Raw genomic sequence first — 18,251 nt, forward strand, 5'->3', positions numbered from 1 at the left:
CGGCTCAGAATGCCTTGCGCCGCCTGCACCGACCCCGTCGGCCCCGCCGCGAGCCGGCCCAGGCGCCGGCGTCCACGGGCCTCATGCCCACGCGGCGCGCAGGGCGTCACCGTGGGCGGCGAGCCAGGTGCGGAAGTCCTGGAGCGCGGGATTGAGGTCGCGGACGGCGGTGAGGTCGCGGGCCGCGGTGAAGCGCGCTTCGCAGTCGGCGTAGAACTGGAACATGTTCCCCGACTCGTCGGCGCCCGGGAAGCCCAGCGCCCGGAAGGCGTCCGCGGTGACGGAGTGGTACCGAACGGGCTCGCCGAGGGCCTGCGAGAGCGCCGACGCCATGTCGGCGACCTTGAGGTGTTCGCCGGCGATGCTGACGGTGGCGGCGATGAGGTCGGTGTCGCGCTTGAAGACGGCCAGGGCGGTCTTGCCGATGTCGTCCACCGCGATGCCGGAAAGCCTGCTGTCCCCCATCGGGAGCACCAGCTGGAACACGCCGTCCTCCGCCCGCTGCGGGGCGAAGGTGCCGAGCAGGTTCTCCCAGTAGAACGTGGTGCGCAGGAAGGTCGTCGGTACGCCCTCCTCGGTGAAGTAGTGGTCGGCCTCCGCCTTGCCGTCGAAGTGCGGCACCTTGTAGCGCTCCTGGAGCGTGGGCATCCGTGCGTCCTCCAGCGGGATGCAGTCGCGCGTGTCCTCCAGCGTGGACCAGATCGCGTGCTGGACCCCGGCGTGCGAGGCAGCCCGGGCGAGCGCCAGCGCCTGGGCCTTCTCCCGCTCTGCGGACATGTGCTCCCAGAAGTTGGTCACCAGGTAGGCGCCGTACGCGTGCTCGAAGGCCGGGGCCAGGCTCGCCTCGTCGTCCATGTCGGCCTCGACCACCTCCACCCCGAGCCGCTCCAGCTCCCGGGCCTTCTCGGAGTCCGCATGGCGGGTCACCGCCCGGATCGCGAACTCGCTCTCCCGGTCCGCCAGGATCGCCCGTACCAGGCCACCGCCCTGCGAGCCGGTCGCACCGAACACCGTGATCGTCTTCTTCTCGCCCATGACCCCTTTCTTCGCACACTCTCCGCGTACGGACCGTCACGCCACGCGGATCCGGCGGCGTGACCCCGTAACCCCGGGCGTGGCGGATCGTTTCTCTGGATGTCGCAGATACACACCCGCGTCCCCCGCGGTGTACGCGGCCCAGGGCCCGGGGAATCCATCACCCCCGGGCCCTCGGTCATGCCATGGCCTCCCGCACGGTCGCGGCCACGCGTTCGCAGTGGGGGCCGCTGACGGTGATCCGGGTGAAGGGCGACGGCGGCGAGAGCTCGACGAGGACGACGTCCGGATGCGTGCGCCGGATCGCCACGAAGTCCTCGCCCGTGGCGTGCCGCCACCTCCCCAGGCACAGCGCGCCGGGAATGAGCGTGCCCTGCGCCCGTACGCCGCGCAGCGCGCGCCACCAGTCCTGCGTGACCTCCACGTGGGTCAGACTCGCCAGCGGGACGCGTACGTCACCGCGCCGGGCGGCCGGCTTCTCCCACCACGCCAGGCGGACCACCAGATCGTCGCCATCGACGCACAGCCGTGCCATGTCACACCCCTTGCGGTCGAGGATCTGGTCCATCTACCCGGAGTATGCCCATTTACAGGGATATGGGCGCATTTTCCGAGGTCCCGGAAAATGCCATGCCCTCGCCCGGACGGCTCACTACACTCGCCGTACGCGCCGCCGACAGAGCGGCGTCGTACGCCTCATGCCGAGTGAAGAGAAGGGGAGCCGGGCCATGTGCACAAACCGCACCGCAGCCGCCGTCGCTCCCCCGTCCCGGTACGACGTGATCCCGGTGTCTCACGGCGCGCGGTGCCGGCTGCGCGGCCGTCACCGTATGCCCGTGACGCACTGTTAGTTCCCCTCCCCCTCCCGCTTCCCTTACGACGCCTGCCCGGACCTTGTTCCGGGCAGGGCGGCGGCGCAGCCGCGCGGGGCGGGACCGCGTCCGGGAATCGCGCTGCCCTCTTCCTCATCTTCGAAATCATTCGAAAGGCCTCGGGCCATGCGCACCAACCGGCGACCTCTCGCCACGACTTCCCCCGCCACGACCACCGTCCGCAACCTGGGCATCCTCGCCCACGTCGACGCCGGCAAGACCACGATCACCGAACGCATCCTGTTCACGACCGGTGCCATCCACAAGCGTGGCGAGGTGCACGACGGCACGACCGTCACCGACTTCGACGCCCAGGAACGCGACCGCGGCATCACCATCTTCGCCGCGGCCGTCAGCTGCACCTGGGACGGACATCGCGTCAACCTGATCGACACCCCGGGCCACGTCGACTTCTCCGACGAGGTCGAACGGTCCCTGCGGGTGCTGGACGGGGCCGTCGCGGTGTTCGACGCCGTCGCGGGAGTCGAGCCGCAGAGCGAGTCGGTGTGGCGGCAGGCGGACCGGCACGGTGTGCCGCGGATCGCCTTCGTCAACAAGCTGGACCGGGCGGGCGCCGACCTCGATACGGCCGTCGCCTCGATCCGGGAGCGGCTGGGCGCGGTTCCCCTCGTGGTCCAGCTGCCCATCGGGAAGGAGGACGCCTTCACCGGAGTCGTCGACCTGCTGGAAATGCGCTCGCTGCTCTGGCGCGCCGGCCACGACTCGTACGAGACGGGGCCCGTGCCCGAGCCGCTCCGCGAGGAGGCGCAGCAGCGCCGCCGGCTCCTGGAGGAGACGGTGGCCGAGCTCCACGCGGACGCCCTGGAGGAGTTCTGCGCGACGTCGGCACTGACCGGGCAGACCCTGGCCCGCGCCCTGCGGGAGCTGACGCTCCGTGGGGACGGCGTGGTGGTGCTGTGCGGCTCGGCGTACCGCAACCGCGGTGTCGAGCCGCTGCTGGACGCGGTCCTGGCGTACCTGCCGTCGCCCGCGGACATGCCGCCGGTACGCGGCACTGCCGACGGCGAGGAGCAGGAGCGCGCACCCGATCCGGCGGAGCCGTTCGCGGCCCTCGCCTTCAAGGTGACGGCGACACCGACCGGCCGGCTCACCTACCTGCGCGTCTACGCGGGCACGCTCCGCAAGGGCGAGTCCGTACTGGACGCCGGTACGGGTCGTACGGAGCGGGTCGGCCGGATCCTGCGGGTGCAGGCCGACCGTCACGAGGAGCGGGAGGAGGCGGTCGCCGGTGACATCGTCGCGGTGATCGGGCTGAAGGCCGCCCGCGCGGGCACGACCCTGTGCGCGCCGGGCGCGCCCGTGGTCCTCGAACCGCCCACGGTGGCCGATCCGGTGGTGTCGGTGGCGGTCGAGGCCGGCCGCAGCTCCGACACCGGACGCCTCTCGTCCGCGCTGGCCCGGCTCGCCGAGGAGGATCCCTCCCTGGTGGTGCGGTCCGACCCGGAAACCGGGCAGACCGTGCTGTCGGGGATGGGCGAACTCCATCTGGAGGTCGCGGTGGAGAAGATCCGCAGCGGCCACGGGGTGGAGGTCGTCGTCGGGCGGCCGCAGGTCTCCTACCGGGAGACCGTCGTACGCGGGGTGACCGGGCTGGTCCACCGGCATGTCAAACAGGAGGGTGGCGCGGGCCAGTTCGCGCACATCGTCATCGACGTCGAGCCGCTGGAGGAGGTGGGCTTCGAGTTCCGGTCGACGGTCGTCGGCGGCCGCGTGCCGCAGGAGTACGCGCGCGCCGTGGAGGCGGGCTGCCGGGACGCCCTCGCGGAGGGCCCCCTCGGGGGCTTCCCGGTGACGGGGCTCCGGGTCACGCTCACCGACGGGGCGACCCACTCCAAGGACTCCTCGGAGATGGCGTTCCGGGCGGCGGGCCGGTTCGCGCTGCGCGAGGCGCTGCGCGTGAGCACGGTGGAGCTGCTGGAGCCGGTCGTGGAGGTCACGGTGACCGTCCCGGAGGACGGTGTGGGCGGAGTCCTCGGTGACCTCGCGGCCCGCCGCGGACGGGTCAGCGGATCCACGTCCGGGTCCGGCACCGCGGTGATCACCGCGGCCGTGCCGCTGGCCGAGCTGTTCGGCTACGCGTCCCGGCTGCGCGGCCGCACCCAGGGCCGGGGGGCTTTCACGACCCGCCCGGCCGGCCTGTCGCCGGTCCCGGCCCCGGTCGCGGCGGCCCTGCTGACCCGGTAACCGCCGGACCGGCCGCCCCGTCCCCACCACGGGGGCGGGGCGGTCCGGGGCCCCGAACGGCCCGGGGCCTAGGCTGCACCTCTGGTGGTATCCGCAGACAGGCAAGGTGCACATGTTCGAGTCGCCGCAGGACAATCCGTACCCCGACAGCCACGTCCTCGGCGAGGGCCCCGATCCGCACCCGCTGCTGCGCCCCGTACTGCCCCTGCTGGGGCGCTGGCACGGCCGCGGCCGCGGTGAGTACCCGACCCTGGAGCAGGACTTCCGGTACGAGCAGGAGATCACCTTCAGCCACGACGGCCGCCCCTTCCTGCGCTACGAGGCACGCGCGTGGCTGATCGACGAGTCCGGGACCCCGGTCCGCCCGGCGGGGCGCGAGGCGGGGTGGTGGCGGGTGACGCCCGACGCGTCCCTGGAAGTCGTGCTCGCCCACCCCACCGGCATCGTCGAGACGTACGTGGGGCGGGTATCCGGCACGGAGATCGAGATCGAGACCAAGGACGTGGCGCTGACGCCCCTGGCCAAGGAGGTCACCGGCACGCGGCGCCACTACGCCCTGCAGGGCGAGGAGATGACGGTCACTCACGACATGGCGGCCGTGGGCCAGCCCCTCCAGCACCACCTGACGACCCACCTGCGCCGTCGCCCGTCCTCGCCCTGATATCACCCGGACGCCCGGCACGGTCCGACCGGTGATACGCCCCCCTCTCTCGCATAGTCGTGGCACGGAGAGGGAGGGTCGACGGTGCATGTGGGACGACGGGCCGCGATGACGGCGCTGCTGGCCGCCGCGCTCGCACCGGGGTCCGGCGCGGCGGTGGGGGCGGGGCCACGGCCGCCGGCGGCACTGCTCGGCAGCGAGATCCGCCGGTTGCCCACCGCCCGCAGAATCGTGGCCCTCACCTTCAACGCCGCATGGGACGAGAGCGGGATCGACACCGTCCTGGGGGAACTGCGGCGCCGGAAGGTGCCCGCCACGTTCTTCCCGACCGGCCGGTTCGCCGATGCCCACCCCGCGGCGGTGCGCGCCATGGCGGCGTCGCACGGCCTGGGCAACCACTCGTACAGCCACCCCTACTTCGCCGACCTGAGCACCGCGGACCGGGCGGACGAGGTGCACCGCGCCGACGCGGCGATCCGTACGGCATCCGGGGCCGAGCCCCTGCCCCTCTTCCGCTTCCCCTACAGCGCGACCACGGCGGATTGCGTGGCCGACGTCAACGACCTCGGCTACGCGGCCATCGAATTCACCGCGGACACCAAGGGGTATCTCGGCCCGGCGGGCGGCATGACCGTGGACGAGGCGGTGGCGCGGGCCGTGGACGCCCTCTCCCCCGGCGCGATCATCCAGATGCACGTGGGCAGCACCGGCGACGGCGTCGTCATCGACGCCCAGGCGCTGCCCCGCATCATCGACGCCGCCCAGGACGAGGAGTACGAGATCATCGACCTCCGCCGGTACCTCACGGAGGCGGCCGCGCCCTGACGGCGAACGCGCCGTCGTTCAGCGGTCATTCACCGGCATCGCGTCGCGCGAGGGCCCGGCTTCCCGCCGCGATGGCGAGGGCGGCGACGATCAGGGCCGCCGCGACCGCGAATGTGATCCGCATACCGGTGGCAACGGCCTCGGGACGTCCCGTCGCCACGTCGGTGGTCGCGGAGGCGAGCGCGAACACGGCGCCCATGACCGAGGCGCCGGTGATGAGCCCGAGATTGCGCGACAGGTTGAGCATGCCGGAGACGACACCCCGCCGGTCCGGGCCGACATCTGCCATCACCGCCGTGTTGTTGGCCGTCTGGAACACCGCGTAGCCGGCGGTGACGACCGCGAGGGGGGCTACGTAGCCGAGGACGCCGAGCGTCGCCGGGACCACGGACAGCAGCAGGCATCCGGCCGCCATGGCGGTGAGCCCGGCGAGGGTCATGCGCGCTGCGCCGAAGCGGTCCGCGATGCGACCGGCCGGCACACCGGTCAGCGCGGCCACCAGCGGACCGGCCGACAGGACGAGTCCGACCATGGCCTCGCCGAGCCCCAGCGTGCGGGAGAGGTAGAACGGCCCGACCACCAGCGTCGCCATCATCACCGTCGAGACGAGTGCGCTCGTGGCGAGGCTCGCGCTCAGCGCCGGCTCACGGAAGACCGCCGGCCGGATCAGCGGTGATGCGGATCGCGCCTCGACCCGCACGAAGAGACCCGCTCCCAGAGCGGCGGCCAGCAGCAGAGCCGTGTTGAGCGGACCGAAGCCGCCGCGCCCCAGGGTCATGGCGAGTGCGTAGGCCGCGAGCGTCAGGGCGAGCAGCAGCGTACCCAGGTGGTCGAAGCCCGCCCGGTCCTTCTCGGGATCCCGCCCGTCGACGGGCAGGTGGCGGTGGGCGAGCAGCAGGGTCAGGATGCCGAGCGGCGCGTTCACGAGGAAGATCGCCCGCCACCCGGGTCCGGAGATCAGGGCGCCGCCCAGCGAGGGACCGAGGGCGGTACCGATCGCGGACATCGTCCCGAGCAGCCCCATGGCGCTGCCGGTCCTCGCCTTCGGCACCGTCTCACTGACGAAGGCCATGGTGAGGGCCATCATGACGGCCGCTCCGAGGCCCTGCGCCGCGCGGGCGGCGATCAGCCACCAGAGGGTGGGCGCGAGACCGCACAGCACCGAGGCGGCCGTGAACAGGGATATCCCGGCCAGCAGAAGCCGCCGGCGGCCGACGATGTCGCCGAGGCGTCCGACGCTGACGATGAGGGTGGTGACGGCGAGGAGGTACGCGAGGACGATCCACTGGACCTGCTGGAAGGAGGCGGTGAACGCCTGCGCCAGCGTCGGCAGGCCGACGTTGGCGATGCTGGTGCCGAGCGAGGACAGCAGCATGGACAGCGAGAGTCCGGCGAGCGCCCACCGAACGGCGGGTGTCCCCGGGGTACTTGCGGCTGCGGCCTCCTCCTTTCCTACACTACGGACGTGGTCGGTGCTGTGGGGGCCGTGGCCGGAATCGCTGTGTGGGCTCATGCGCAGGAGGGTGCGCCCGCCGGTCTGTGGCGGCAAACTTTGTTGCCGATTCCGGGACGGCGCAGTGGAATGGCCCCCATGGACACACCACCGCCGTACCAGGCGGTCCTCGACGAGGTCGCCCCCCGGCTCAAGCGGTTGCGCGCCCAGCGCGGGCTGACCCTGGCGGCGCTCTCCGAGGTGACCGGCATCTCCAAGAGCACCCTTTCCCGGCTGGAGTCCGGTCAGCGCCGCCCGAGCCTGGAACTGCTGCTGCCGCTCGCCGGCGCCTACCACGTTCCCCTGGACGACCTCGTCGGCGCCCCGGAGGTGGGGGATCCCCGGGTCAGGATGACACCCGGCACCCTGCCGAGGGGCGGTACGTTCCTCCCCCTCACGCGGAGCACGGGCCCCCTCCAGGCGTACAAGATGATCATCAATGACCGGGGCGGCGAGCCGGAACTCCGTGCGCACGAGGGCTACGAGTGGCTGTACGTGCTGGCCGGCCGGCTGCGCATCGTACTCGCCGAGCACGACCTGGTGCTCGGCCCCGGTGAGGCCGCCGAGTTCGACACCCGGGTGCCCCACTGGTTCAGCAGCGCGGACGGGCGGCCCGTCGAGATCCTCAGCCTCTTCGGGAGACAGGGCGAGCGCATGCACGTCCGCGCCAAGCCCCGCGCCTGACACCCCCGCATCCGGGCGGGATCGAGCCGCTCATTCCTCTTCGGCAGCCTCCGGGGCGGCGCCCTGCTGCGCCCCGGCGCGTTTGGCGACCACCGCGGCGGCCGCGATCGCGCTGGCCGCGAAGGCCAGTGCGACCGTCCACCGCCGGTCGAAGCAGTGTCCGGTGGCGTGGTCGACGGAGTAGCGGCCCGGACCGGCGAGGCCGATGGCGGCCGCGGTGAACCCGAGGAACGCGGGGTACTCGAACCCGCCGCCCTGGTTGAAGAACCCGGCGGGCGCGTGTACGGACACGGCCCCCGCCATGGCTCCCGCCGCCGCGGCGCCGGCAGCCGGGGTGGCCAGACCCAGGACCAGCAGCGCCCCACCGCCGGCCTCACCCAGACCGGACGCGATCGCGCTCTCCCGCCCAGGTTTGAAGCCCATGTGCTCCATCGCGGCCGCCGTTCCCTCCAGGCCCGCGCCGCCGAACCATCCGAAGAGCTTCTGCGCGCCGTGCGCCATCAGCACCGCGCCCGTACCGGCCCGCAGCGCCAGCAGGCCAAGGTCACGTCGGTTGATGCGGCTCATCGGGGTCTCCTCGAGGATGGGTGGCTGCGCACACGGCGCACACGGCGATACGCACCCCATCCGTATCCGCTCCGGGCGCCGCCGCCCCGCATCCGCCCCCAGATCCTCCGTACGGGCCTACGGGCCCGCCTACCATGTGCGCATGAGCGCAAGCACGCACCTGGCAGGTGCAGACAGCGCGCAGGAGCAGGATCAGGGCGAGCGCCTCGCGGTCGCCGTGTCCGTCCTCGCGCTGCTCGCGGACGCCACCCGCCTGGCGCTGCTGGACGAGCTCGGGCGCGGCGAAGCGGATGTCAGCACGCTCACCGAGGCCTGCGGTGCCGCCCGGCCCTCCGTCAGCCAGCACCTCGCCAAGCTCCGCCTCGCCGGGCTCGTCACCAGCCGCAAGGACGGCCGCCGCGTGGTCTACGCCCTGCGCCACGGGCATCTGCGGCGCCTGGTGGACGAGGCCCTGAGCGTCGCCGACCACCAGCTGCGCTCCCTTCCGCCGCACGACTGACCGCACGACTGACCGCACGACTGCCACACGACGTACAGCACATGTGCACAGGTACGCACATGTTGGCTATGGTGATGGAGTCAGGGGTCTCCCCACGCCGCCGACCCGGCCCGGGACGGGAAACCGATGCTGTCCGTACTGCGCGATCGCACCTACCGGCGCCTGTTCACCGCCCAGGTCGTCGCCCTGGTCGGCACCGGGCTCGCGACCGTCGCGCTCAGCCTGCTCGCGTACGACATCGCCGGGAACCACGCCTCGGCGGTGCTCGGGACGGCGTTGGCGATCAAGATGACCGCCTACGTCGCCATCGCCCCGCTCGCCGGCGCGGTCGCCGACCGGATCCCGCGCCGCACCCTGATGGTCGCGACGGACCTGACCCGGGCCGCGGTCGCGGCGGCCCTGCCCTTCGTCACCGAGATCTGGGAGATCTACCTTCTGATCTTCCTGCTCCAGGCGGCCTCGGCGGCCTTCACGCCCGTCTTCCAGGCGACCGTCCCCGAGGTGCTGCCCGCCGAGCGCGACTACACCCGGGCCCTGTCCTTGTCCCGGCTCGCCTACGACCTGGAGAGCCTGTTCAGCCCGGCGCTGGCCGCGGCCCTGCTGACCCTGGTCTCCTACGGCTGGCTGTTCGCCGGGACCACCCTCGGCTTCGCCGCCTCCGCAGCCCTCGTCCTGGCCACCGTGCTGCCCCGGCCCGCGCCCGTCGAGCGCACCGGGGGCGCCTACGCCAAGGCCGCGTTCGGCGCCCGCCTGTTCCTGGCGACGCCCCGCCTGCGGGCCCTGCTCGCCCTCGACCTCGCGGTGGCTGCCGCCGGAGCCATCGTCTTCGTCGACACGGTCGTCCTGGTACGGGACCACTTCGGCCGCCCCGCGGGCGCCGTCTCCCTCGCCCTCGGTGCCTACGGCGCAGGATCCGCGCTGACCGCACTGCTGCTGCCGCGCCTGCTGAGCCGCGTCCCCGACCGCGCCCTGATGCTCCCGGCCGGCTTCGCCCTGCCGGTGGTCCTGGCCGTCGTCGCGGTCGTCACCTCGACGTCACCGGGCGCCTGGTCATGGACCGTGATCCTGCTGCTCTGGGCCTTGATCGGCGCCGCCTGTTCCGCCGTACTGACCCCCGGCGGCCGGGTGATCCGCCGCTCCACCGCCGACGCGGACCTGCCCGCCGCGTTCGCCGCGCAGTTCTCCCTCTCCCACAGCTGCTGGCTGCTGACGTACCCCCTGGCAGGCTGGCTCGCCGCCGGAGCCGGGCTTCCGGTGACCGCGCTGGTCCTCGGTGCCGTCTCCCTGGCCGCCGCCGCGGCCGCCGCCGCCCTCTGGCCCGCCCGTGACCCGTCCCGGCTCGAACACGTCCACCCCGACCTGCCTCCCGGCCACCCCCACCTCGCCGACGCCCACCCCGAGGCGGGCGGCTGGCGGCACGGGCACCACTACGTCATCGACCAGCACCACCACCACTGGCCGGCCAGCGGTCTCACAGCGGTTTCGCGCGGGCGATGACCAGGGCGACGTCGTCGTGGTCGTCCGGTCGGCGCAGCGTGTCCAGGAGCCTGTCGCACGTCTCCTCCAGCGGGCGGCTGGTGTCGGCGAGCAGGTCCAGGAGGAGGCCGAGGCGCTCGTCGATGGGCTGGTCCCGGGTCTCGACCAGGCCGTCGGTGTACAGGACCAGCTGGTCGCCGGGCTCCATCCGCACGGCGGTGGACTCGAAAGGGATGCCGCCCACGCCGAGCGGGGTCCCGGTGGGCAGGTCGAGCAGCTGAGGGGCCCGGCCGGAGCGGATGAGGACCGGGGGCAGGTGCCCGGCGAGGGCGATGCGGCACTGCGCGCGGTGGGGGTCGTAGACGGCGTAGACGCACGTGGCGATGGTCTCCTCCAGGGCGCTGGTGGTGCGGTCTAGCTGCTCGAGTACACGGGTGGGTTCGAGGGCCAGTTCCGCGAGGGTGCGGGTGGCGGTGCGCAGCTGTCCCATGCCCGCGGCGGCGTTGATCCCGCTGCCCATGACGTCTCCGACGACGAGGACGGTGGTGTCGTCCGGCTGGGCGATGGCGTCGAACCAGTCACCGCCGATCTCGCTGGTGGCCGCGGCCGGCCGGTAGCGGTAGGCGACCTCCAGGCCGGGGGTGGGCGGCGGGTGGTGCGGGAGCAGGTGGTGCTGGAGGGCGAGGGCGGTGTGGTGCGCGTTGCGGTACCAGCGGGCGTTGTCGATGCACACGGCGGCGCGGGCGGCGAGTTCGCCCGCCAGGATGATGTCGTCGTCGTTGAACGGCAGCGGGTTGCGGGTGCGTTTGAGGTCGAGGGCGCCGAGCACCTCGCCGCGTGCGATGAGCGGCACGGCCAGGTAGGAGCGCAGGCCTGCGCGGGCCAGCAGGGCGGCCGCGTCGTCGTCGCGGGCGATGCGCGAGATGTCGTGGGCGTGCACGTGCGCCACCAGTACCGGGTGGCCGGTCGTCACGGACCGGGTGACCAGGCGGTCCGCCGCGTACCGGGCGATGTCGCCCGGGGGGTCCGCGGCGCGGACGGCCTCGCTGGGATAGGCGGCGGCCACGGCCAGGGCCCGGAACACCGCCGGTTCGTGGGCGGAGGACTTCAGGCTCGGCCGGCCTTCGAGGACGGAGTCGAGGATGTCGACCGCGGCGATGTCGGCCAGCTCGGGCACGACGACGTCGGCGAGCTCGCGGGCGGTCTGATCCAGGTCGAGGGTGGTGCCGATGCGCACCGTGGCGTCCGCGATCAGGGCGAGGCGGCGTCGGCTGCGGGCGATCTCTTTGGCAGCCTGGTGGCTCTGGGTCACGTCCACCACGGAGGTCGCCAGGCCCAGGACGCGCCCCGTGGCGTCCTCCAGCCGGTAATACGACACCGACCAGGCGTGTTCATGATGCTGATCGCCGTGGGTGTGCCCGGCGGTGAACTGCTCGACCAGTGGCGTGCCCGTGGCCAGGACCTGGCGCATCGCCGCCTCGACGGCTCCCGCGTCGTCGAGGAAGGACAGGGCCTCGTGGACAGCCCGTCCGATGTGCTCGGAGGCGGGGAGCCCGTTGATGCGCTCCAGCGACGGATTGACCAGGACGTAGCGCAGATCGGTGTCCAGGACCGCCAGCCCGATCGGGGACTGGGCCACCAGACGGGCGGAGAGGGCCAGGTCCCGCTCCAGCTGCCGCAGCCGGGTTCGGTCCGTGGCGATCCCGAGGGCGTACAGGTCCCCGCGCTCGTCCAGGAGCCGCATGTTGCGGAACTCGACCAGGCGCGTGGTCCCGTCCTTGTGCCGTACGGGGAACGCGCCCGCCCAGTCGCCCGCGCCGCCCATGACCCGCGCGAACAGTTCCACGACCAGGTCCACGTGGTCCTCGGACGCCAGCAGGCGGGCGGCGGGCCGGCCGAGGGCCTCCTGGGCCGTCCAACCGAACAGCTGCTCGGCCTGCGGGCTCCACAGGGCTACCCGCCCCTCCCCGTCGAGGACGACCGCCGCGACGTTCAGGACGTCGAGCAGCCCGCTCGGCGGGGAAACCCCGGCCTCGGCGCGCCTTGCGCCGCCCGTCGCGAAGGCATCGGTCGCATCCATCAACGGCGCTCCCTTCCCGGCTGGCTTTCATCGTCCCTCCAAATCGGCCCCGCAGCGTCCGGGCGGGCGTCGTGGGCGGGGACGGCGTGGGCCGTACGGCCTACAAGGCCTCCAGCGCCGGCAGGACCCGTTCCGGGGTGAGGGGGAGCTCGCGCAGGCGTTTCCCGGTGGCGTGGCACACCGCGTTGCCGATCGCGGCCGCCGTGCCGACGATGCCGATCTCGCCGATCCCCTTGCTGCCCATCGGGTTGAGGTGTTCGTCGTGCTCGTCGATCCAGTGCACCTCGATGTCGGGCACGTCCGCGTGGACCGGCACGTGGTAGGCCGCGAGGTCGGCCTCGACGAAGCCGCCGAGGACGGGGTCGACCGTACTGCGTTCCGTCAGCGCCATCCCGATGCCCATGACCATCCCGCCGGTGAACTGGGAGCGCGCCGTCACCGGGTTCAGGATGCGACCGGCGGCGAAGACACCGAGCAGCCGGCGTACGCGTACCTCTCCGGTGACCGTGTCGACCTGGACGTCGGCGAAGTGGGCACCGAACGCGTGGCGGGCGTACGGCGACTCCTGCCGGACCGCCTGGGTGGTGTCGGCCGTCGCCGACAGCCCCTCGGCGGGCAGGCCGTGCCGCAGGCCCGCGAGGCGGGCGGCCAGCGCGGTGCAGGCCTCGTGCACCGCCCACCCCCAGGAGGCCGTCCCGGCGGATCCGCCGGCGAGCATGGCTCGCGGCAGGTCGGTGCTGCCGATGGCCACCGTCACGGAGTCCAGTGGGACGGCGAGGGCGTCGGCCGCCACCTGGGCGAGGACGGTACGGGCGCCCGTCCCGATGTCGGTGGCGTTGATCTCGACGAGGTGGCTCCCGTCGGGCCGGGCGTGGGCCCGGGCGGTCGACGGCGCGATGTAGACGGGGTAGGTGGCGGCGGCCACTCCGGTGCCCCGGAGGAACGGCCCTTCCCGGCGCGGCGTACGCGATGCGGCCCAGCCGAAGCGGGCCGCGCCCTCGCGCAGGCAGTCGACGAGGTGCCGGCTGCTGAAGGGCTTGCCGGTGTCGGGTTCACGCGCGGGCTCGTTGCGGATGCGCAGCTCGACGGGGTCGACCCCCAGCGCTTCGGCCAGCTCGTCCATGGCCGACTCCAGGGCGTACATGCCGGGCGCCTCCCCCGGGGCGCGCATCCAGGACGGCGTGGGGACGTCGAGGGCGACGGCCCGGTGGGCGGTGCGGCTGTCCGGTACGGCGTACATGACGCGGGCGGGGACGGCCGCCTGCTCCACGAACTCCCGGACCCGGGAGGTGTACGTGGTGACTTCGTGGCTGAGCGCGGTGAGGGTGCCGTCGGTGCGGGCACCCAGGCTGATCTCGTGGAGGGTCTGCGCACGGTGGCCGACCACGGCGGCCAGTTGGCGCCGGGGCAGGGCGAGTTCGACGGGGCGTCCGACGTGGCGGGCGGCCATGGCGGCCAGCACCACGTGAGGGCGGGGGGTGCCCTTGGAACCGAACCCTCCGCCGACGTGCTCGCTGACGACCGTGATGTCCTCCTCGGGCAGGCCGAACAGCGAGGCCAGCGCCGTGCGGACCGCCCCCGCACCCTGGCTGGAGTCGTGGACGGTCAGGTGCTCACGGCCGCCCGCGAGGTCCCATCGGGCGGTGGCGGAGTGCGGTTCCATGGGGTGGTTGTGCAGGGGCGGCACGGTGTAGAAGCAGTCGACGCGTACGGGGGCGGCGGCGAGGGCCGCGTCCGGGTCGCCCCGTTCCCGCAGGCCGGGGTACCCGCCGTTGACCTCCTCGGGCGCGTAGGCCTCGGGGTGGTCGGTGCGCAGGCCGACGTCGTGCTCCTCGGTCGCGTAGGTGATCCGTACCGCTTCCGCGGCGGCCCTCGCCGCTTCGGGGGTCTCGGCGACGGCCAGGGCCACGTACCAGCCGCGGTGCGGGACCTCGGTGTTCTGGAGCACCTGGAGGTTGGGGTCGTCCGCGGGGCCCAGACGGGGCGCGTCGTACGGGGTGAGGACGCCCAGCACACCCGGGAGCGCCAGGCCGGGGCCGGTGTCCACGGCGGTGACGCGGCCGCGGGGCACGGTGGCGGGCACGGGCCAGGCGTAGGCGAGTCCGGGCGGGGTGCGGTCGGTGGCGTAGTGCGCGGCGCCCGTGACCTTCTGGGGCCCCTCGGTCCGGGCTGTGGGGGAACCGAGGGCGGGGGCGGGGGCGTCGCGGTCGGGACGGTCGGGGCACATTCCTGCTCCTACGGGGTGCTGGGTCGTCCGTCCTGCGCCCGCCGGGCGAGCGTGGCGAGTGCGTCGCACGCGAGGTTGCGGGCGAGCGTGATCTTGTGGGCGTTGTCGCGCAGGGGCCGCGCCTGGGCCAGCTCCGCGTCGACGGCCTCCCGCACGGCCTCGGCGGTCGGCTCGGCGCCGGTCAGCCGTTCCTCGGCCGTGGCGGCGCGCCAGGGCCGGTGGGCGAGGCCGCCGAAGGCGAGGGCGACGCGCCGCACGCGGCGGGCCGCGGGATCGAGGTCGAGCACGACGGCCACCGAGACCAGTGCGAAGGCGTAGGAGGCCCGCTCGCGGGCCTTGCGGTAGAGCGAGACGGCGCCGGGGGCGGCGGCGGGCAGGAGGACCGCGGTGACGATCTCCCCGTCCCCGATGACCGTGTCCTGCTCGGGCCGCTCGCCGGGGAGCCGGTGGAACGCGGTGGCGGGCACGGTCCGGGTGCCCGTTTCGCCGTACAGCTCGATGTCCGCGTCGAGCGCGGCGAGGGCCACGGCCATGTCCGAGGGGTGGGTGGCGACGCAGTGCTCGGAGTGGCCTAGTACGGCGTGATCGCGGTGGACCCCGTCGCGCGCGGCGCAGCCGGAGCCCGGGTCGCGTTTGTTGCAGGGCGCTGACACGTCCTGGAAGTAGGGGCACCGGGTGCGCTGCAGCAGGTTGCCGCCAGTGGTGGCGGCGTTGCGCAGCTGCGCCGACGCGCCGGCGAGCAGTGCCTGCGCGAGGGCCGGATGGTGCGCGCGTACGAGGGGGTGGGCGGCCACGTCGCTGTTGCGTGCCGTGGCGCCGATACGGAGCGTCCCCGCGGGCAGCAGCTCGATGTCCGCCAGCGGCAGCCCGGAGATGTCGACGAGGGCGGCGGGGTTCTCGACGCCCAGTTTCATGAGGTCCACGAGGTTGGTGCCGCCGGCGAGATAGCGGGAGCCGGGCAGCCGGGCGTGGGCGGCCGTCGCCTCCCGGAGGCTGGTCGCTCGCACGTAGGAGAAGGGTTTCACTCGATCACGTCCAGCACGGCTTCGACGATGCGGGGGTAGGCGCCGCAGCGGCAGATGTTGCCGCTGAGCCGTTCCCTGATCTCCCCCGCGGTGAGCGTGACGCCGCGGCCGGGCTCGGCGAGGACGTCGTCGGGTGTGACGTGCGAGGGGTGGCCCGAGGCGGCTTCCTCGATCGCCGCGACGGCGGAGCAGAGCTGGCCCGGCGTGCAGAAGCCGCACTGGAAGGCGTCCCGGTCGATGAACGCCTGCTGGAGCGGATGCAGTGCCCCGACGGTGCCGGCGGTCGCGGCGACGGCGGCGAGTCCTTCCACCGTGGTGACGTGCGCGCCGTCCTGGGCCACGGCGAGCAGCAGGCAGCTGTTCATCCGCCTCCCGTCGACGAGCACCGTGCATGCGCCGCACTGACCGTGGTCGCACCCCTTCTTCGCGCCGGTCAGGCCGAGGTGCTCGCGCAGGGCGTCGAGCAGGGTGACGCGGTGGTCGAGCGGCAGGACGTGGTCCGTGCCGTTGACGCGGAGCGTGACGCGGGAGGCATGGGACTCCGTCGCACTCGCCACCGCAGGCTCCCTCCGTGTCCGCTACCCGTCGACCATGCCGTCGCGGAGCACGGTGTGCGGCGTGCCACGCGGAGCGTGGCCGACGGCGGAGGCGATCTTCCATCGGTTGGCCCCACCCGGACCCCGCGGGACGGCCCTCAGCGCAGCAGGTCCAGGAGTTCGCGCTCGCGCGCCGGGCTCAGCCCTGCCCGGCGCGGCCGGTCCAGCCCCGCTTCCCGCTCCCAGCGCAGGGTGTCCGCCAGGAGCTCCGCCCGGGGGCGGTGGCGCAGGCCTGCCGCGAGCGCCGCGGCGCCGGTGCGCGCGCTGAAGCCGGCCCATTGCGGGTCGGTCATCCACATCGCGAGCGACTCCTCACCCATGAACTGGCCCACCTGCTGCCCGAGCAGCCAGTCGGTGTCCGCCTCCACCACCGGCCCGGTGTGCCCGCCGATCTCCCGCGACAGTGCGACCCACTCCCCGAAGGGCACGACCGGCCCGACCGCGTCGTACGTGCCGATCGTCCCCTTGCGCGCGCAGTCGAGCAGCCAGGCGGCGAGGTCCCGTACGTCGACGGCCTGCGTCGGCACGTCCGGGGAGTCGGGTACCAGCAGCGGGGCCAGCGGCTCGCGGGCGGCGCGGCCGACCCAGTACCCGGTGCGGCCGCTGTGGTCGCCCGGTCCGCCGATCAGTCCGGCCCGCGCGATGAGCAGCCGGTCCCCCACCGCGGCCGTGGAGGCTTCCTCGCAGGCCGCCTTGGCCTCGCCGTACTGCTCGCGGCCGGCCTCGTCCCGCTCCGCCGCCGGCAGCAGCGCGGCAGTCTCGTCCGCGCCGGGGTCCGCGTGCGAGGCGTACGCGGAGACCGACGACACGTACGACCAGTGGCCCGCCCGCGCGCCGAGCGCGGCCAGCGCCCCGCGGACGAACCCGGGCTGCCAGGACACCTCGACCACGGCGTCCCAGTCCCGGCCGGCCACGCTCTCGTACGCCGACGGGTCGCGCCGGTCGGCGGTGACCAGTGCCGCGCCCTCGGCGGCCTCTCCGCTCTCCCCACGTGCCAGGCAGGTCACGTGGTGTCCCTGTGCCAGTGCCTGCCGCGCGACCTCGCGGCCCAACCATGCCGTCCCGCCCAATATCAAGATCTCCATCGGCCCACCCGAACACCGCCGTGGGGCCTACGCCCGCCTCTTCGCCGAGAGCGGAAGGCAGAGAGCAGTGAGCTTGAAGGGCGGTGAGCTTGAAGGGCGGTGAGCCTGAAGAGCCGAGAGCCGTCAGGCCGCCGAGGCCGAAGTGATCACCAGCGGTGGCCTGGCCCGCTCCGCCGACCAGGTGCGGCTGTTCGCCAGTTCCGGGTCCGCTAGGGCGAGTGCCTCCTCCACCGAGGGACGTTGCTGGACGACGCCCCGGAAGCCGGTGCGCTCCAGCAGGGCGGGGATGACGGCGACCGGCCACGCGTGGTTGCGGACCTCCTGCCAGGATCCGTCCGTGCGCCGGAGCCGTACGGTGAGCCGGGCGCCCGGCCGGTACGCCTGACCCGTCTCGCCGATGCGCAGCGAGGCGTAGTCCATTCCGCCGCAGTCGGGATCGGTGGCCAGCAGGACGAACGGGGCCCCGGGCCGCAGCAGCCGGCGGATCTCGGTGAACACCGCGAGCACCGCCTCCTCGGTCGGCAGCGAGGCGAGCACGTGGTTGCACATCACCGCGTCGGCGCAGCCGTCCGGCAGGCCTGTCACCCGCCCGTTCTCGACGAGGTGGTATTCCGCCACTGCCAAGCCCGAACCGCGCGCCAGTGCCAGCATCTCGGGCGAGGTGTCCACCGCCAGCACCCGCGCCCCCAGCCGCCGGGCCGCCTGATCGGCCACCTTGCCCGGCCCGCATCCGTAGTCCACCAGGACCTCGCCGGCGCCGAGCCGGCGGCCCAGGGTCTTGAAGACGAACGGATATCCGAGGAGCCAGTCCGTGGCCGCCTCCACGGCCGCGAAGGCCTGCGCGCCCTCGCGGCCGGACCAGGCGGCGCCCTCTCCGACACCGGGTCGCCCGGTTTCCTCCGACGAGTCGCTCACCGCCTCA

General features: G+C 73.6%; 16 protein-coding genes. 6 read left to right on the forward strand and 10 right to left on the reverse strand.

Annotation, left to right across the window (positions count from 1 at the left end; translation table 11 throughout):
- Positions 1-81: 81 nt before the first annotated feature.
- Together ACFYOB_RS01875 and ACFYOB_RS01880 are read right to left on the reverse strand one after the other, a co-directional pair.
- Entirely contained in the window at positions 82-1,035 is a 954-nt protein-coding gene (locus ACFYOB_RS01875; RefSeq protein WP_388553093.1) for an NmrA/HSCARG family protein, read from the reverse strand.
- Positions 1,036-1,213: 178 nt separating this feature from the next.
- Positions 1,214-1,603, reverse strand: coding sequence for a hypothetical protein (locus ACFYOB_RS01880; RefSeq protein ID WP_388553095.1), 390 nt, complete (start codon positions 1,601-1,603; stop codon positions 1,214-1,216).
- A 430-nt stretch (positions 1,604-2,033) separates the two neighbouring features.
- On the opposite strand from ACFYOB_RS01880, the gene fusA reads away from it, so the two are divergent.
- From fusA to ACFYOB_RS01895, 3 genes are all read left to right on the forward strand, one after another.
- Entirely contained in the window at positions 2,034-4,112 is a 2,079-nt protein-coding gene (gene fusA / locus ACFYOB_RS01885; RefSeq protein ID WP_388553098.1) for an elongation factor G, read from the forward strand.
- A 112-nt stretch (positions 4,113-4,224) separates the two neighbouring features.
- Positions 4,225-4,773 carry an FABP family protein gene (locus ACFYOB_RS01890; RefSeq protein WP_388553101.1) on the forward strand — a complete coding sequence of 183 codons (549 nt, stop codon included), beginning with the start codon at positions 4,225-4,227 and terminating at the stop codon, positions 4,771-4,773.
- 84 nt (positions 4,774-4,857) lie between these two features.
- The gene (locus tag ACFYOB_RS01895) at positions 4,858-5,598 is read left to right on the forward strand and encodes a polysaccharide deacetylase family protein (RefSeq protein ID WP_388553104.1); all 741 of its coding nucleotides are present in this window, start codon (positions 4,858-4,860) and stop codon (positions 5,596-5,598) included.
- A gap of 25 nt (positions 5,599-5,623) precedes the next feature.
- Here the strand turns inward: ACFYOB_RS01895 and ACFYOB_RS01900 are convergent, their stop codons facing one another.
- Positions 5,624-7,111: an MFS transporter gene (locus tag ACFYOB_RS01900; protein WP_388553107.1), complete on the reverse strand. Its 1,488-nt coding sequence runs from the start codon at positions 7,109-7,111 to the stop codon at positions 5,624-5,626.
- Between the two features lie 78 nt (positions 7,112-7,189).
- On the opposite strand from ACFYOB_RS01900, the gene ACFYOB_RS01905 reads away from it, so the two are divergent.
- Entirely contained in the window at positions 7,190-7,774 is a 585-nt protein-coding gene (locus ACFYOB_RS01905) for a helix-turn-helix domain-containing protein (RefSeq protein WP_388553110.1), read from the forward strand.
- A 30-nt stretch (positions 7,775-7,804) separates the two neighbouring features.
- Here the strand turns inward: ACFYOB_RS01905 and ACFYOB_RS01910 are convergent, their stop codons facing one another.
- Complete coding sequence (locus tag ACFYOB_RS01910; RefSeq protein ID WP_388553113.1) at positions 7,805-8,341, reverse strand: DoxX family protein; 537 nt, start codon at positions 8,339-8,341, stop codon at positions 7,805-7,807.
- Positions 8,342-8,483: 142 nt separating this feature from the next.
- On the opposite strand from ACFYOB_RS01910, the gene ACFYOB_RS01915 reads away from it, so the two are divergent.
- Both ACFYOB_RS01915 and ACFYOB_RS01920 read left to right on the forward strand, forming a co-directional pair.
- Positions 8,484-8,840 (forward strand): ArsR/SmtB family transcription factor, encoded by a 357-nt coding sequence (locus tag ACFYOB_RS01915; RefSeq protein ID WP_388553116.1) that lies wholly within the window; start codon positions 8,484-8,486, stop codon positions 8,838-8,840.
- A 126-nt stretch (positions 8,841-8,966) separates the two neighbouring features.
- Positions 8,967-10,337, forward strand: a complete 1,371-nt coding sequence (locus ACFYOB_RS01920; RefSeq protein WP_388553119.1) for an MFS transporter — start codon at positions 8,967-8,969, stop codon at positions 10,335-10,337.
- Here the strand turns inward: ACFYOB_RS01920 and ACFYOB_RS01925 are convergent.
- From ACFYOB_RS01925 to ACFYOB_RS01950, 6 genes are all read right to left on the reverse strand, one after another.
- Positions 10,312-12,396 (reverse strand): SpoIIE family protein phosphatase, encoded by a 2,085-nt coding sequence (locus ACFYOB_RS01925; protein WP_388553122.1) that lies wholly within the window; start codon positions 12,394-12,396, stop codon positions 10,312-10,314. The genes ACFYOB_RS01920 and ACFYOB_RS01925 overlap by 26 nt on opposite strands.
- Before the next feature lie 100 nt (positions 12,397-12,496).
- The gene (locus tag ACFYOB_RS01930) at positions 12,497-14,623 is read right to left on the reverse strand and encodes a xanthine dehydrogenase family protein molybdopterin-binding subunit (RefSeq protein ID WP_388553125.1); all 2,127 of its coding nucleotides are present in this window, start codon (positions 14,621-14,623) and stop codon (positions 12,497-12,499) included.
- Positions 14,624-14,631: 8 nt separating this feature from the next.
- Complete coding sequence (locus ACFYOB_RS01935; protein WP_388553128.1) at positions 14,632-15,648, reverse strand: FAD binding domain-containing protein; 1,017 nt, start codon at positions 15,646-15,648, stop codon at positions 14,632-14,634.
- A complete protein-coding gene (locus ACFYOB_RS01940) occupies positions 15,645-16,205 on the reverse strand; it encodes a 2Fe-2S iron-sulfur cluster-binding protein (protein ID WP_388553131.1) in 561 nt (186 codons plus the stop codon). Before ACFYOB_RS01940 ends, ACFYOB_RS01935 begins: the two co-directional genes overlap by 4 nt.
- Positions 16,206-16,342: 137 nt before the next feature.
- Positions 16,343-17,329 (reverse strand): NAD-dependent epimerase/dehydratase family protein, encoded by a 987-nt coding sequence (locus tag ACFYOB_RS01945; protein ID WP_388553134.1) that lies wholly within the window; start codon positions 17,327-17,329, stop codon positions 16,343-16,345.
- A gap of 123 nt (positions 17,330-17,452) precedes the next feature.
- Positions 17,453-18,244, reverse strand: a complete 792-nt coding sequence (locus ACFYOB_RS01950; RefSeq protein ID WP_388553137.1) for a class I SAM-dependent methyltransferase — start codon at positions 18,242-18,244, stop codon at positions 17,453-17,455.
- Positions 18,245-18,251 lie beyond the last annotated feature (7 nt).

Source organism: Streptomyces sp. NPDC006463 (genome assembly GCF_042870715.1).
Classification (GTDB): Bacteria; Actinomycetota; Actinomycetes; order Streptomycetales; family Streptomycetaceae; genus Streptomyces.

Excerpts from the sequence above, each read along its gene's own strand:
- ACFYOB_RS01875 (WP_388553093.1), bottom strand. The coding sequence starts at position 1,035 with ATGGGCGAGAAGAAGACGATCACGGTGTTCGGTGCGACCGGCTCGCAG.
- ACFYOB_RS01880 (WP_388553095.1), bottom strand. The coding sequence starts at position 1,603 with ATGGACCAGATCCTCGACCGCAAGGGGTGTGACATGGCACGGCTGTGC.
- fusA (WP_388553098.1), top strand. The coding sequence starts at position 2,034 with ATGCGCACCAACCGGCGACCTCTCGCCACGACTTCCCCCGCCACGACC.
- ACFYOB_RS01890 (WP_388553101.1), top strand. The coding sequence starts at position 4,225 with ATGTTCGAGTCGCCGCAGGACAATCCGTACCCCGACAGCCACGTCCTC.
- ACFYOB_RS01900 (WP_388553107.1), bottom strand. The coding sequence starts at position 7,111 with ATGAGCCCACACAGCGATTCCGGCCACGGCCCCCACAGCACCGACCAC.
- ACFYOB_RS01905 (WP_388553110.1), top strand. The coding sequence starts at position 7,190 with ATGGACACACCACCGCCGTACCAGGCGGTCCTCGACGAGGTCGCCCCC.
- ACFYOB_RS01910 (WP_388553113.1), bottom strand. The coding sequence starts at position 8,341 with ATGAGCCGCATCAACCGACGTGACCTTGGCCTGCTGGCGCTGCGGGCC.
- ACFYOB_RS01915 (WP_388553116.1), top strand. The coding sequence starts at position 8,484 with ATGAGCGCAAGCACGCACCTGGCAGGTGCAGACAGCGCGCAGGAGCAG.
- ACFYOB_RS01920 (WP_388553119.1), top strand. The coding sequence starts at position 8,967 with ATGCTGTCCGTACTGCGCGATCGCACCTACCGGCGCCTGTTCACCGCC.
- ACFYOB_RS01925 (WP_388553122.1), bottom strand. The coding sequence starts at position 12,396 with ATGGATGCGACCGATGCCTTCGCGACGGGCGGCGCAAGGCGCGCCGAG.
- ACFYOB_RS01930 (WP_388553125.1), bottom strand. The coding sequence starts at position 14,623 with ATGTGCCCCGACCGTCCCGACCGCGACGCCCCCGCCCCCGCCCTCGGT.
- ACFYOB_RS01945 (WP_388553134.1), bottom strand. The coding sequence starts at position 17,329 with ATGGAGATCTTGATATTGGGCGGGACGGCATGGTTGGGCCGCGAGGTC.